The organism is Pseudonocardia sp. CA-142604, assembly GCF_050948475.1.
GTDB lineage: Bacteria > Actinomycetota > Actinomycetes > Mycobacteriales > Pseudonocardiaceae > Pseudonocardia > Pseudonocardia alaniniphila.
In genome coordinates, this window is the sequence record NZ_CP192045.1 from 6,996,300 (window position 1) to 7,009,895 (window position 13,596).

13 protein-coding genes are annotated in these 13,596 nt (G+C 69.2%); 10 read left to right on the forward strand and 3 right to left on the reverse strand.

What is annotated here, in order from left to right; all coding sequences use genetic code 11:
* Window positions 1–12: 12 nt before the first annotated feature.
* The 8 genes from ACQPZQ_RS31650 (at window position 13) to ACQPZQ_RS31685 (ending at window position 6,127) form a co-directional block, all read left to right on the forward strand.
* Window positions 13–1,704 carry a PQQ-dependent dehydrogenase, methanol/ethanol family gene (locus tag ACQPZQ_RS31650; protein WP_433286907.1) on the forward strand — a complete coding sequence of 564 codons (1,692 nt, stop codon included), beginning with the start codon at window positions 13–15 and terminating at the stop codon, window positions 1,702–1,704.
* A gap of 75 nt (window positions 1,705–1,779) precedes the next feature.
* On the forward strand, window positions 1,780–1,887 hold the full coding sequence (gene pqqA, locus ACQPZQ_RS31655) for a pyrroloquinoline quinone precursor peptide PqqA (protein WP_433286909.1): 108 nt from the start codon (window positions 1,780–1,782) through the stop codon (window positions 1,885–1,887).
* 110 nt (window positions 1,888–1,997) lie between these two features.
* Window positions 1,998–2,888 (forward strand): pyrroloquinoline quinone biosynthesis protein PqqB, encoded by an 891-nt coding sequence (gene pqqB, locus ACQPZQ_RS31660; protein WP_433286911.1) that lies wholly within the window; start codon window positions 1,998–2,000, stop codon window positions 2,886–2,888.
* Between the two features lie 5 nt (window positions 2,889–2,893).
* Window positions 2,894–3,640 (forward strand): pyrroloquinoline-quinone synthase PqqC, encoded by a 747-nt coding sequence (gene pqqC, locus ACQPZQ_RS31665; RefSeq protein ID WP_433286913.1) that lies wholly within the window; start codon window positions 2,894–2,896, stop codon window positions 3,638–3,640.
* On the forward strand, window positions 3,630–3,944 hold the full coding sequence (gene pqqD / locus ACQPZQ_RS31670; RefSeq protein ID WP_433286915.1) for a pyrroloquinoline quinone biosynthesis peptide chaperone PqqD: 315 nt from the start codon (window positions 3,630–3,632) through the stop codon (window positions 3,942–3,944). Before pqqC ends, pqqD begins: the two co-directional genes overlap by 11 nt.
* The gene (gene pqqE / locus ACQPZQ_RS31675) at window positions 3,944–5,026 is read left to right on the forward strand and encodes a pyrroloquinoline quinone biosynthesis protein PqqE (RefSeq protein WP_433286917.1); all 1,083 of its coding nucleotides are present in this window, start codon (window positions 3,944–3,946) and stop codon (window positions 5,024–5,026) included. The genes pqqD and pqqE overlap by 1 nt, the downstream gene beginning before the upstream one ends.
* Window positions 5,027–5,134: 108 nt before the next feature.
* Window positions 5,135–5,362: a rubredoxin gene (gene rd, locus ACQPZQ_RS31680; RefSeq protein ID WP_433286919.1), complete on the forward strand. Its 228-nt coding sequence runs from the start codon at window positions 5,135–5,137 to the stop codon at window positions 5,360–5,362.
* 3 nt (window positions 5,363–5,365) lie between these two features.
* Window positions 5,366–6,127, forward strand: a complete 762-nt coding sequence (locus ACQPZQ_RS31685; RefSeq protein WP_433286921.1) for a ribonucleotide-diphosphate reductase subunit beta — start codon at window positions 5,366–5,368, stop codon at window positions 6,125–6,127.
* Window positions 6,128–6,171: 44 nt separating this feature from the next.
* Here ACQPZQ_RS31685 and ACQPZQ_RS31690 read toward each other — a convergent pair whose 3' ends face one another.
* On the reverse strand, window positions 6,172–7,491 hold the full coding sequence (locus ACQPZQ_RS31690; protein WP_433286923.1) for a LytTR family transcriptional regulator DNA-binding domain-containing protein: 1,320 nt from the start codon (window positions 7,489–7,491) through the stop codon (window positions 6,172–6,174).
* A gap of 662 nt (window positions 7,492–8,153) precedes the next feature.
* Here ACQPZQ_RS31690 and ACQPZQ_RS31695 point away from each other — a divergent pair.
* Window positions 8,154–10,490 (forward strand): AAA family ATPase, encoded by a 2,337-nt coding sequence (locus tag ACQPZQ_RS31695; protein ID WP_433286925.1) that lies wholly within the window; start codon window positions 8,154–8,156, stop codon window positions 10,488–10,490.
* Complete coding sequence (locus ACQPZQ_RS31700; protein WP_433286927.1) at window positions 10,429–10,917, forward strand: helix-turn-helix transcriptional regulator; 489 nt, start codon at window positions 10,429–10,431, stop codon at window positions 10,915–10,917. Before ACQPZQ_RS31695 ends, ACQPZQ_RS31700 begins: the two co-directional genes overlap by 62 nt.
* Before the next feature lie 262 nt (window positions 10,918–11,179).
* On the opposite strand, the gene ACQPZQ_RS31705 is transcribed toward ACQPZQ_RS31700, so the two are convergent.
* Together ACQPZQ_RS31705 and trpA are read right to left on the reverse strand one after the other, a co-directional pair.
* Window positions 11,180–12,397 carry an acyl-CoA dehydrogenase family protein gene (locus tag ACQPZQ_RS31705; RefSeq protein WP_433286929.1) on the reverse strand — a complete coding sequence of 406 codons (1,218 nt, stop codon included), beginning with the start codon at window positions 12,395–12,397 and terminating at the stop codon, window positions 11,180–11,182.
* Between the two features lie 208 nt (window positions 12,398–12,605).
* Entirely contained in the window at window positions 12,606–13,418 is an 813-nt protein-coding gene (trpA, locus tag ACQPZQ_RS31710) for a tryptophan synthase subunit alpha (RefSeq protein ID WP_433286931.1), read from the reverse strand.
* Window positions 13,419–13,596: the final 178 nt, after the last annotated feature.

A 13,596-nucleotide genomic window follows, 5' to 3' on the forward strand; every position in this document is an offset into this window, starting at 1 on the left:
AAGGAGCAGGTGATGACCGACTATGTCGACGCAGGTCAGGCCGTCCGCCTCACCTCACTCAGCGCCGTCAAGGGAAGTGCGCCGCAGGTAGCCGAGAACGTCAACTTCGAGCGCATTCTCGACGCCCGCTCGGAGCCGCAGAACTGGCTCACCTACTACGGCACCTATGACGGCCAGCGCTACAGCACGCTGGACCAGATCAACAAGGAGAACGTCCGGCGCCTGACTCCTGCCTGGGTTTTCCAGGCAGGCGCCACCGGCATGCACTCCGGCGCGTCGACCTACTCGTTCGAGGCCTCCCCGCTCGTCGTGGACGGGACCATGTTCGTCTCCGGTCCGGACGGCAAGGTCTGGGCCCTGGACGCCAAGACCGGCGAGGAACTCTGGCGGTTCAAGTACCCCTCCCCGTACGACGTCTCGCTGTGCTGCGGGAACGTGAACCGCGGCGTGGCCGTGGGGCACGGGAAGGTCTACCTCTACACCCTCAACGCCCACATCATCGCGCTCGACGCGACGAACGGCGAGATCGTCTTCGACGTCGTCAACGGCGACGTGCGCGCCGGCGAGAGCGGTTCCGTCGCGCCGCTGCTGGTGAAGGACATGGTCATCGTCGGCAGCGCCGGCGGGGAGTTCGGGGTCCGCGGGCACCTGGACGCGTTCGACGCCCACACCGGGGAGCGCCGCTGGCGCTGCTACACGGTTCCCAAGCCCGGCGAGCCCGGATCCGAAACCTGGCCGGCCGACGGCGAGGCGTGGCAGCGCGGCGGTGCGAACTGCTGGGTCACCCCCACCTACGACCCGGAACTGGAGCTCCTCTTCCAGGGGACGGGCAACCCGGCGCCCGACTTCGACGGCGGGGTACGCGAGGGTGACAACCTCTACACCGACTGCACCATCGCGGTGGACGTGAACACCGGCGAGATCCGCTGGCACTACCAGTTCACCCCGCACGACCTGTGGGACTACGACTCCACGATGGAGAACCTCCTGTTCGATGCCCCCGACGGGCGCAAGCTGCTCGCGCACGCGGACAAGAACGGGTACTTCTTCGTCCTCGACCGGACCAACGGCGAGCTGGTCCGGGTGTTCCCCTTCGTGGACCGGATCACCTGGGGGGAGATCACCCCCGAGGGAAAGGTCACCCCCAAGGTGTATCCGGACAAGGAAGGCGAGCCGGTGCACTTCTGGCCGGGGCCGGCCGGGGGCAAGGAATGGACGCACATGTCCTACAACCCCCAGACCGGGTTGATCTACGTGCCGGTGCAGGAAGTCGGGGCCACGGCCACCCGGCGGCGCCGCGAGTTCAAGGAGAGCATCCCGTACTGGGGCGCGGGTGTGGCCGTCGACCTCGAGGACTACTACGGGTTCGTGGCCGCCATCGACCCGTTGACCGGCGAGGAGAAGTGGCGCTGGCGCAACGAGTACCCGATGTGCGCCTCGACGCTGACCACGGCGGGCGGGCTGGTGTTCCAGGGCATCCCGACGGGTGAGTTCGTCGCCCTGGACGCCGAGACCGGCGAGAAGCTGTGGTCGTTCCAGTGCGGAAGCGGGCACCACAGCAGCCCCACCCCATACAGCATCGACGGCCGCCAGTACATCGCGGTGCCCACCGGATGGGGTGGCTGGGTCGAGGGCTTCTTCCCCGGGTTCCTCGGCGCCAACGCGGGCGACGCGCTGTTCGTCTTCGCCCTGCCCGAGGACTGAACACCGACTAGGGCGCGTCACACGCCCTGGCAACACCGCACGCGCCGCGAAGCAACGGAGAAAGGAGGTGACGGCGTGGAGTCCACCATCACCCAGTCTGGTACCGAGTGGGAGGCCCCCGAGTTCGAGGAAATCGGGTGTGCCCCGGAGGTGACCATGTACATCGCCCGCTCGGAGGCCTGAGCCGACGCCCGGGCACGAGGACGAGGAGGGGCACCGGACGAGGGTCCGGCGCCCCTCTTTCGTTCGGACCCACGACACGCGCCACGGCGCGGGAGGAGGAGGACGCGGGGATGCGGCTACGGGTGCTGGGATCGGCGGCCGGGGGCGGGTACCCACAGTGGAACTGCCGCTGCCCGACGTGCGGCGCGGTGCGTGACGGGTCCCGGCCCGCCAGGGCGCGCACCCAGTCGTCGATCGCGGCGAGCCCTGACGGGCGGCGCTGGTTTCTGTTCAACGCCTCCCCCGACATCCGGACCCAGTTCGAGGCGTTCCCCGGCATGCACCCCGGCGACGGGCGGTTCACGCCGCTGGAGGCGGTGCTGCTCACCGACGCCGAGATCGACCACACCCTGGGCCTGCTGCTGCTGCGCGAGGGGCGCGGCATCCAGCTGCACGCGACGGCTGCGACGCACGCGACGCTGCGCGAGGGCACCGGGTTCCTGAACACGCTGGAGCGCTACTGCCCTGTCGACTGGCGCCCGGTCGTCCCGGGGCGGGAGGTGTCGCTGGGCGGGATCTCCTACCGGGCGTTCGACGTCCCGACCGCCAAGCACGACCGGTTCGGCATCGGGGCCGACGGCGGACGGGTGGTGGGCTACCGCCTGACCGACGAGAGCACCGGACGGGCGGCGGTGTACCTGCCGGGTGTGCAGGAGCTGACGCCGGCCGTGCGCGACGAGCTCGACGGGATCGACTGCCTGTTCGTGGACGGCACCACCTGGCACGACGACGAGCTGATCCGGCTCGGACTGGCCGAGAAGACCGCCCGCGACATGGGACACCTCGCGATCGGCGGGCCCGGGGGGAGCCTCGAGCTGCTGTCCCCGCTGCCGATCGAACGCAAGATCTACATCCACATCAACAACACGAACCCGATCCTGTTGGAGGACACGCCGGAGCGCCGCCTGGTCACCGACGGCGGCATGGACGTGGCCCACGACGGGCTCGAGGTGGAGGTCTAGGTGCGATGACGACCATGGCGACACCGACCCGCAACGGCGTGGCGGCTGCGACTGGACGGAGGGGACCGACGGACCCGGAGACCGCGGCGTTCCTGGAGCGCCTGCGCGCGCACTCGAAGAGCTACCACAGCGCACACCCCTTCCATCTGCGGATGAACGAGGGAACGCTCTCCCCCGCCCAGATCCGCGGCTGGGTGGCGAACCGCTTCTACTACCAGGAGAACATCCCCCGCAAGGACGGTGCGATCCTGTCCAACTGCCCGGACGTGGAGGTTCGCCGGCGCTGGATCCGGCGGATCGTCGACCACGACGGGGTCGTCACCGGGGAAGGCGGCATCGAGGCCTGGCTGCGCCTTGGCGAGGCATGCGGATTGACGCGCGAGGAGATGCTCGACCACCGCCACCTCGTGCCCGGCGCGCGGTTCGCCGTCGACGCCTATGTGACGTTCGCCCGCACGAAGCCGTGGGTGGACGCGGTCGCGTCGTCGCTGACAGAACTGTTCGCGCCGGACCTGATGGCCGAGCGCCTGGCCGCGTTCGAGCGCTGCTACACCTGGATCGACCCGGACGGGCTGGCCTACTTCCGGGCCCGGCTCGAGCAGGCGCCGCGCGACTCCGAGCACGCCCTGGAGGTCGTCACCGCGCACTGCCTGACCCCCGACGAGCAGGACCGCGCCGTGGAGGCGCTGTCGTTCAAGTGCGACGTGCTCTGGTCCCTGATGGACGCGATCGACCAGGCCTATGCCGAGTGACTCCGCGCTATCCCCGTCCTCCCCGCCCGCGCTGCCGGCGACGGCCCGTCCCCGGCTCGGGCCGCACCTGCGGCTGCGCTTCGACCGATCACGCGGCAAGCACGTCCTGCTCGGCCCGGAGTCGGTGATCGTCCTCAACGGAACCGGCGCGGACATCGTCGGCCTGTGCGACGGGTCCCGGACCGTCGCCGAGATCGTGGACGACCTGCGCACCCGCTACCAGCGCCCGGTGGACGACGAGGTGCGGGACTTCCTGGACCGCATGGCCGCTCGCCGCCACGTCACCGTCGAGGAGGCGATGTGATGGATAGGCCCTTCGGGCTCCTGGCCGAGCTCACCTACCGCTGCCCGCTGGCGTGTGCCTACTGCTCCAACCCGCTGGAGCTGGCCGCCTACGACGACGAACTGTCCACAGCGGACTGGCAGCGCGTGTTCACCGAGGCGGCAGAGATGGGCGTGCTGCAATGCCACCTCTCCGGCGGCGAGCCGCTGCTGCGCCGCGACCTGGTGGACCTGGTGCGCACTGCCGCCGAGCTGGGCATGTACACGAACCTGGTGACCAGCGCGATCGGGTTCTCCCGGCCGCGGGCCGAGGCGCTCAAGGAGGCGGGGCTCGACCACGTGCAGGTCAGCGTGCAGGCCGACGAGCCGGCGACGTCGGACCGGATCGCGGGCATCCCGTCGTTCGAGCGCAAGCTCAAGGCCGCCGCCGTGGTGAAGGACCTCGGCTGGCCGCTGACCGTCAACGTCGTGCTGCATCGGCAGAACATCGACCGGATCGCCGAGATCGTGGCGCTGGTCGAGGAACTGGATGCCGACCGCGTCGAGCTGGCCAACACCCAGTACTACGGATGGGCGTTGCGGAACCGGGCCGCGCTGCTACCCAGCCGCCACCAACTCGCCCGCGCCGAGGAGGTCGTGCGCGACGCCCGGGCCCGCCTGGGCAGCCGGATGGAGATCGTGCACGTACTTCCGGACTACTACAGCGACTATCCGAAGCCGTGCATGGGTGGCTGGGCGTCGCGCCAGCTCACCGTGGCGCCGAACGGCGACGCGCTCCCCTGCCCGGCCGCGCAGACGCTCCCGCTGCCCCGGGCGAGCGTCCGCGAGGACTCGCTGGCGACGATCTGGAACGAGTCGCCGATGTTCACCGCGTTCCGCGGCGCCGACTGGATGCAGGATCCGTGCCGCACATGCGAGCGCCGCGAGCTCGACTTCGGCGGGTGTCGATGCCAGGCGTTTCAGCTGACCGGCGACGCCACCCGGACCGACCCGGTCTGCCACCTCTCCCCCGACCACGGGCTCGTGACCGAGGCGGTGGAGAAGGCCAACGCGGGATCACGCCGAGTGGACGAGCTGCTGGTGGCCCGCCCGCACCGCGGCTGAACAAGAGGAGGTTGCGCCGATGACGTCGATGCTGATCTTCGCGGCCGGCGCGGCATTGCCGATGCACAGCGCCGATGAGCTGACCGTTCATCGGCGGGAGCGCCCGATATGAGCGTAGGCGGACAGACACAGGCCAAGCCGGTGACCACGCGATGGGTCTGCATCCCCTGTGGATTCATCTACGATCCCGAGGAAGGTGACCCGGACAGCGGCATCGACCCCGGGACGCCCTTCGAGGACATCCCTGACGACTGGATGTGCCCCATCTGTGGTGCCACGAAAGCGGATTTCCGCGAGCTGGAGCCGGGAGAGTTCCCGGAGGACGGAGGACTCTGAGTCGTGATCGCCGGATACGACCACTTCGTGACGCTCGCCGAATCGCTGCAGTGGGACGAGACGGGCATCGACTACTCGGCCGACCGCGAGGCCTGGCCACGGCTCGCCGACACCGAGAAGACCACGGTTCTCGGACTGATCGCAGGCTTCGTCATCGCTGAGACAGCGGTGTCCCAGGAGCTCGGTTCCTACCAGGCGGCCGCGTCCGGCAACTCGATGGAGGCGGCCTTCCGCGCCCAAGCCCGCGACGAGGCGCGCCACGCCCGCTTTTTCGACCTGGTCGCGGCCGAGGTCGCCGGCGTCCCCGGGGCCGACCCCGCGGCACGGCGGGACGCTCTGCGCAGCCTCGTCAGTATCGACCTCGTCGATCTGTTCGAGGAGCGCCTGCCTGCCACTGCCCAACGGCTCGCGGAGGACCACGAGTGTCTGACCGCCGCGGTCGGGCTCTACCACATGGTGATCGAGGGCGTGGTCCTCCTAGCAGGACAGCACGCGATGCTCGATGTGCTCGAGGGGCTGTCCGTCCGGCTGCCGGGTGTGCACAAGGGGATGGAGTTGGTCCTCCGTGACGAGCGCTGGCACATCGGGTTCGGATCGCGCATCGTCCAGCGCGCCGATATCGGCCGGGACGAGGCGGACATGCTGCTCGCGCAGGGGGAGACGGCCGCAAAGGTGTGGGGGGACCTCATCACGCCCGCCGCGATCGAGACTGCCGTGCGGCAGCATCGGCGCCGGCTCAAGGCGGCCGGCATCAAGTTCTGGTGACCCATGACTCGCGCTCGGGATGATCCGAGTTCGAGGAAACAGTTCTAGAGCCCCAGCGCGTCGCGGACGGCCGGCGTGTTCCTCCGGGAGACCGGTACCACGTCGTTCTCCTGGCTGTCCATGACCAGCGACAGCTCGCCTTTGAACCCGCGCTCGATTTCCCGGACGCGACTGAGGTTGACCACGTAGCGGCGGTGCACCCGCAGGAATCCGGCGTCGGCCAGCTCGTTGGTGAGCTTGTCCAGGCCCGGGGTGGCGGAGCGCAGTCGCCCCTGCTCAGTGAACAGCCACACGTCATTGCCGTCCGACTCGGCGAAGCTGACTTCGCGCGGCCGCAGCAGCACCATCCGGTCCTCCCGCAGCGCTACGACCCGGCGCATCGGCGTATTGGGCGGAAGGGTGGGCGCCAGTGTGGGGAGCGGCTGCGCATCGCCGGACGCGCCGAGAAACATCAGGTGCCCGGCCAGTTGCCCCGAGAAGAACACGGGCCGAATGGTGACCGAAACCGGCTCGTCGGCGAGATGAGTGAAGATCTGTGTCGAACCGACCCACTCGGAGTTTCGGGCGGCACGCGCACTCGCATATTTGGCAACCCGGATCAGGTCCGGCAGAGAGGTGTGCCATCTGATGGCGGGCTCGACCGCGGGCACCTCGGCGGGCACGCCCATGAGTGGACTGGCTCGCTCATCGGCGATCACCACATTCCCCGCGGCGTCCACCGCGGCCACGGCGTCGGTGGCGCGACCTTTGGCCTGGGCGAATGCGGCGATCAGTTCGGCGGCGCTGTCTCGAGCGCGCCCTTTCAGCGTGGTCTGCGTCTGGGTGACCGCATGGGAGAGCCACCTGTCGGTGGCATCGGGCAGCGGGGTGCGCCAGCAGGAGACGTTGAGCACCGCGATCGGCTCGCGGGTCACCACGTCACGCACGGCAATGCCCGCGCAGGCCCAGCTGTGGAACGCCTGGCACCAGTGCTCCGCACCCCTGATCAGAACCGGGCCGTGCGTCTCCAGCGCGGTACCCATCCCGTTCGTGCCGGCCCCGGCCTCCGACCAGCAGGACCAGGTGGCGAGATTGGCGTCGGCGGCTCTGGCCACCGTGGCCGCGTCACCCCAGGTGGCCAGGATTCGGCCGGTGGCGTCGGTGACGGTCACGATGCCGTTCCGGCCTTCCACCTCCCGCGCCATGGCCCCCGCAAGCCCGCCCAACTCGGTCAGTATCACGAGTTGTTCGAGCGTATGGTCACGATGTTCCGCCGCCAGCGGAGCTTCGGTCAGATGTGGATCGACCCGATACTGCTCGCGGCAGCGATGCCAGGAGACCACCACCTCGGGCCGGACACCACGGACATGATCCTCGCCCTGCACGAACCGCTCCCAAGCAGCGAACACCGTGCCCCTGCCTGAACTCGCCGACGTGGTGTCGAGTCGGTGCGCATCGCTCATGCTGAAGAACCGCCTTTGGTCCATCCCCACGCCGCACAGCACCCACGTGGCTCGGGCCGCCAACCGCCCGTCGCCGCCAAGCCGACCGCAGCCAGGCACCGCGCGGCGCCCTTCCTGCTTGATCAGCCAGCGCCGTCACCATGTGTACCTTGCCCCGCCACGGTCTGCAAAGGGGCCGATGACCATCTTCCTCCGCGCTCCCGATGCCGGCTGAGACCAGCATGGCGAGGGACTGTCCGGGCCGCGCCCCGCGAGCGGGACCGAGCGGACCGAGCCACGGAGGCGCGTTCCACATCAGACCAGCAGTGGTCGAGCTATTCGGAATTTCGTTCATTCCCATCGAAAACGGACATGCATAGCCACTCTGCGGTGTATCGTGAGGCCGGTGACGTAACCCAAAAGAGGTCGCTTGAAATTCAGCGATCTTGGACAGAAGTAGAATATCTCGCGTTCCGTGAAGGGCCGCGCCGGACGGACGTGAATGACGCTCATGGTGCCCACCTTCATGGAACGGCGTGTTTCGGAGGCAGCTGTCACCAGCCGTTTGTTCGTGCATTTTCGTGTTGCGATGGTGGTGTGATCTGGTGTTGCTGGATCGATGCGACGAGCGGGAGGTGCTCGACCGGCTGCTTGCCGCCATTCGGGCAGGTGAGAGTCAGGCGCTGGTGGTGCGTGGCGAGCTGGGAGTGGGCAAGTCGGCGCTGTTGGAATACCTCGTCGGCCGAGCGTCGGACTGCCGGGTGGAGCGTGTGGTGGGAGTTCAGTCCGAGTTGGACCTGGCCTTCGCGGGGCTCCATCAATTGTGCCTGTCGATGTTGGACCGGGCGGAGCCGTTGCCCGGGCCGCAGCGTGACGCACTGTATGCGGCGTTCGGCCTGCGCGTCGGACCGGCGCCGGACCGCTTCCTGGTCGGCCTTGCTGTGTTGGGGCTGCTGGCGGAGGTGGCCCGTGAGCGGCCGTTGGTGTGCGTGATCGATGACGCGCAGTGGCTGGACACATCGTCGGTTCAATTGCTGACGTTCGTGGCCCGGCGGCTGCGGGTCGAGTCGGTCGCTGTGATCATCGCCGTGCGCGAGCCCCATGAACTGGACTTCTCAGGATTGCGGGAACTCGTCGTGGGTGGGCTCCCGGAGACGGAGGCGCGGCTGCTGCTCGGATCCGTGCTGCGGGGCCGGGTGGACGAGCGGGTGCTGGACCGGATCGTTTCCGAGAGTCGGGGCAACCCGCTCGCCCTCGTGGAGTCGGCGCGTTCCTCGACGGTGGCCGAGCTCGATAGCGGGTTGCTGAGTGTGGGCGCGCTGCCTGAGCGGATCGAGGAGAGCTACTTGCAGCGCGTCGTGGCGCTTCCGCGGGACACGCGGCGGCTGTTGCTACTGGCCGCGGCGGAGCCGGTCGGCGATCCGGTGCTGCTCTGGCGGGCAGCCGGCCTGCTCGGCATCGGCGATCGAGATGCCGCGCCTGCCACCCGGAACGGATTGATCGACATCGGTCCGGTGGTCCGGTTTCCACACCCGCTCGCTCGCTCGGTGCTCTACCGGGCGGCATCGCTGAAGGAGCGCCAGTATTCACACCAGGTGCTGGCCGAGGTCACCAATCCGGACACGGATCCCGATCGGCGTGCGTGGCACCGCGCCCAGGCGGCACCCGGTCCCGACGACGAGGTGGCTGATGAGCTCGAGCGATCGGCTTTGCGAGCGCGCGCTCGCGGCTGCTCGGCTGCGGCCGCGGCGTTCTTCGAGCAGGCGGCCGAGCTGACAGTCGAACCGTCGCGCAAGGCGGAACGCATAGTGGCCGCGGCGCAGGAGAAACACCGGGCCGGCATGACAGACGCCGCCATCAGGCTGCTCTGCCGGGCGCAGGCCGGCCGGCTGGACGAGCTCCAACGTGCCACGGCGGACTTGCTGCGCGCTCAGATCGCGTTCACCGCGCACCGCAGCAGCGACGCACCCCAGCTGTTGCTCGGGGCAGCGAAGCGGCTGGAGCCGCTCGACGCCAAGCTGGCCCGTGAGACGTATCTGGAAGCCGTCTCGGCGGCAATGTTCGCCGGACCGCCGGCCGACAGCGGCGGCCTGGCAGAGATCGCCGAGGCCGCGCGAGCCGCGCCGGTCGCCTCGCCCCAGGGTGCAGCAGATCTTCTCCTGGACGCCGTGGCGAGCCGGATCATGGATGGCTCTGCCGCGGGGATGCCGATGATGAGGCGAGCACTCTGCGCGTTCCGCAGCCCGGACCTTCCGCCGGACGAGGGGCTGCGCTGGCTGTGGCTGGCGGGCATGACGGCTGCGCAAGCGTGGGAGGACGAGACCTGGGAGGCACTCGCGGATCGGCACGTCCAGCTCGCCAGGGAGCTCGGTGCTGTCGCGGTGCTTCCGCTCGCGCTGACGTCACGGATCGTCGTTCACACGGTTCTCGGCGAGCTACCCGCGGCCGCGTCGCTGCTCGAGGAGGCCGACGAGGTGATCGAGGCCACCGGAAGCCCGCACATGCCCCTGGCAGCCATGTTGGTCGCTTCGTGGCAGGGACGGGTAGCCGCTGCCTTCCGTCTGATCGACACGACGACCGCGGAGGCGGCGACGCGCGGCCAGGGCTTCGAGCTGACCACTGCCACATGGGCCAAGGCGTTGCTGTGCAACAGCCTGACCCAACACGACTATGCGCTCTCCGCTGTGGATGAGACCTCCCACGCGTCACCAACCGAGTTGGGGCCTGTCGGCGTGCGGGGTGATGGTGGAGCTCATCGAGGCTGCCGCCCTCAGCGGTCAGCCCGAACGTGCCGCTTGCGCTCTCGGGCGCCTCACGGAGGCGACCCGCGCATCCGGGACCGACTGGGCACTGGGGATCGAAGCCCGCTCGCGAGCGCTGGTGAGCGGATCCGAGGCGGCCGAACCGCTCTACCGCGAGGCGATCGCCCGACTCGGCCGTAGTCGCGTTCGCGGCGAGCTTGCACGCGCCCATCTGCTCTACGGCGAATGGCTGCGCCGCGAGCACCGCGTGGTCGATGCCCGTGAGTCGCTACGCATCTCCCACGAGGTGTTCTCCATGATCGGAGCCAGAGCGTTTGCTCGCCGCGCCGCACGCGAGCTGGAGCTGACCGGAGAATCAGCTGCCAGACCTCCCAGGCTCTCCCCCGAGACCGGCAACTTGCTCACCCCACAAGAGGAGCAGATCGCAGGGCTCGCCTCCGCGGGGCTGACCAACGCCGAGATCGCCACCCGGCTCTTCGTCAGCCACAGGACGATCGAATGGCACCTGAGGAAAGTCTTCACGAAGCTCAACATCACCTCACGCAGACAACTCCGCTTGGCCCCGCACCGCTTTCATGGCAGCGCGGACCAGCGGCCGGGGGAATGATGAGCCAGCTCGCCATCCGACGCGGCGCCATACCCTTCGCCAGGAGTGCGGCACCGACCGCGACATCACCGACGCCACCGTCCACGGCTTCGAGGACCTGTTCCCCCAAAGGCAACGCCCGCAAGCTGCAACCACTGAACAACCGCACCGTGCGCTACCGCCGACAGCGCTAACCTGGCGACCCGCGGTAGAGCCGTCACATCGGCTGCGGGGACTGTCCGACGTTCGGGCGCCGACGGAGCCCAACTGCTGCGGCGCACCCTCAGACGGCTCCCGTGACCTGCTCCTCGATGCCCAGGAGCGCGCGACCGTAGATCTCCCTGCTCAGCGAGGGCGACACCGCTGCGTGCCGGGACGCGGTGGCGAGATCGCGCCAGAACCGCTGGACCGGGTTGCTGCGACGGAAGCCCGAAGCCCCGCCGATGTCGAGGAGGCGGTCGATCGCCTCCCGGCACCGGAGCATGACCACACTGGCGTCCATCCTGATTCGCGCCCGAGCCCCGACGTCCAGCCGACGACCCTCGACCGAGGCCGCCTCGATGTCACCGGCCGCCCGGTAAGCGTGCAGCCGTGCAGTGTCGATGAGGGACACGACGTCCGCAATGGCCATTTGGACACTGGGTGAGCGGACGGCATCCGTGTACACCGACCCGGTGATCGCCTTGCCCTTCGCCAGCGTCTCCAGGATGTCGTCGAGCGCGCCCTGCGCCATGCCGATGACCGGGCCTGCCATCGAGATCGCGAGCATCGAGACGACGGACGCGTGATAGACCCGCTCGCCCTCCTGCCATCTGCGGTTCGAGCCGCTCAGCCTTGAGGCTGGAAGGGTGCGGTACTCCGGCACGAAGACCTCACGAACGGAAAAGCCGTCACTGCCGCTGCCCTGCATACCGGCCATGTCCCAGGTGGCGTTGATGGCGACGTCCGACGCGGGGAGTAAGGCGAGCCGGACATCGGGATGCTCGGCCGTGTCGGCGTCGACCGACACCTGGCACAGCACCCACTGCGCCTGGTGGATCCCTGAGGCGTAGAACCATTCGCCGTCGACGATGATGCCGCCAGGTCCCCAGCGGGCCGTGTTCGACGAAGCACCCCTCGTGGAGCCGCTGACGGCTGTCAATCCGTCCTCCCCCCAGACGTCGTGCCTAGCCTGGTCGTCGAAGAGCGCCGTCATGAACGCCGCGCCGCAACAGATTTTGGCGACCCAGGCGCTCGATCCGCAGCCGCGGGCGAGCTCGGAGAACGCCTCGATGACGGTGCGAACGCCGGCCTCGCGACCGCCGTACTTCCGAGGTGCTGTCAGTGTGTAGAAACCGGCCGCGCGCAGGGCGGCGTGCACATCCGGGGCCGGGGTCCCGAGCCGCTCGGTCTCCGATGCGTGGGCTCTCAGCAGAGGAACCAGCTCGCGGGCAGTGGCCATCACCTCTGCGCGTTCGGCAGGCTCGTTGAGTTCACCGGATGAGAATGCCGCATCATTCACGGCAGCTCCTCCTTCTGTTGATATTCGTCGCCACCCACGCCCGGATTCGGACTCCCAACGTGGGCCGCTTGCTGAATTCACCTTCGTTTCGGCTCTTCATTTGACGCGCCTCGTCACCCGAGTCCCCGCCGGCGAGCCCCCGGTCGCGTCGGCAGAACGTGCCCGCGCCTCGCGACCGAGCGGCCGATGTCCGTTCTGAACGGGTCGATCAAGCGGTGGCGGCAGGCTCGGCCGGGTGGTTGGTGCGGCGGACGCCATCGGCCAGTTCCGCGGCCAGTGCGCGGACCTGTTCGGCCCCGCCCTGCTCGGCGGCCGTGACGAACGCCGACCCGACGATCACCCCATCGGCGAACGCGGCGACCTGCGCAGCCTGCTCGGCCGAGCGGACACCCAGACCCACACCGATCGGCAACGCGGTGTGCGCACGACACCGCGCAACCAACTCCGGAGCCACCGAAGCGACACTGTCCCGCGCGCCCGTGACACCCATCGTGGACGTGGCGTAAAGAAACCCACTGCCCGCCGCGGCGGTCAGCGCGATGCGCTCCTCGGTGGACGACGGCGCGACGAGGAAGATCCGGTCCAGCCCGTGGGCCTCGGACGCGGCCAACCAGTCGGCGGCCTCATCCGGAATCAGGTCAGGAGTGATCATCCCTAGGCCACCGGCCGAGGCGAGGTCACGGGCGAACGCCTCAACCCCGTAACGCAGCACCGGGTTGAAATACGTCATCACCACCGCACGCCCACCCGCCGCGGTCACCCGCTCCACCACCGACAACACATCACGCAGCCTCGTACCCGCCCGCAACGCGGTGTCGGCGGCCGCCTGGATCGTCGGGCCGTCCATCACCGGGTCGGAGTACGGGATACCGATCTCGAGCAGGTCACACCCGCCCTCGACCAACGCACCCAGCAACTCCACCGAGCCGTCCACGGTCGGGTAACCGGCCGGCAGATAGCCGACCAGCGCGCCGCGACCCTGCTCCCGACACTCACGGAAGATCTCCTCCACCGCGCTCATCGCTCGCCCTCGCTGCGCTCGGCCGGCCCATCGGGCAACGTCACCGCGCGCGGGCGCTGCGACACTGATTCGCTCCCAAGCTCGCTCATGTGCACGCCCTCCGCCTCGGTGCCCACCAGGGTCTCCCCTACAGGTGCTTGGCCGCCCGGGCCAGTAAGCGAGGCCTCGGCGATCGCCG

What these genes read in the sequence shown, in the direction of transcription:
- ACQPZQ_RS31650 (WP_433286907.1), top strand. Translation starts at nt 13, where the DNA reads ATGACCGACTATGTCGACGCAGGTCAGGCCGTCCGCCTCACCTCACTC.
- pqqB (WP_433286911.1), top strand. Translation starts at nt 1,998, where the DNA reads ATGCGGCTACGGGTGCTGGGATCGGCGGCCGGGGGCGGGTACCCACAG.
- pqqC (WP_433286913.1), top strand. Translation starts at nt 2,894, where the DNA reads ATGACGACCATGGCGACACCGACCCGCAACGGCGTGGCGGCTGCGACT.
- pqqD (WP_433286915.1), top strand. Translation starts at nt 3,630, where the DNA reads ATGCCGAGTGACTCCGCGCTATCCCCGTCCTCCCCGCCCGCGCTGCCG.
- pqqE (WP_433286917.1), top strand. Translation starts at nt 3,944, where the DNA reads ATGGATAGGCCCTTCGGGCTCCTGGCCGAGCTCACCTACCGCTGCCCG.
- rd (WP_433286919.1), top strand. Translation starts at nt 5,135, where the DNA reads ATGAGCGTAGGCGGACAGACACAGGCCAAGCCGGTGACCACGCGATGG.
- trpA (WP_433286931.1), bottom strand. Translation starts at nt 13,418, where the DNA reads ATGAGCGCGGTGGAGGAGATCTTCCGTGAGTGTCGGGAGCAGGGTCGC.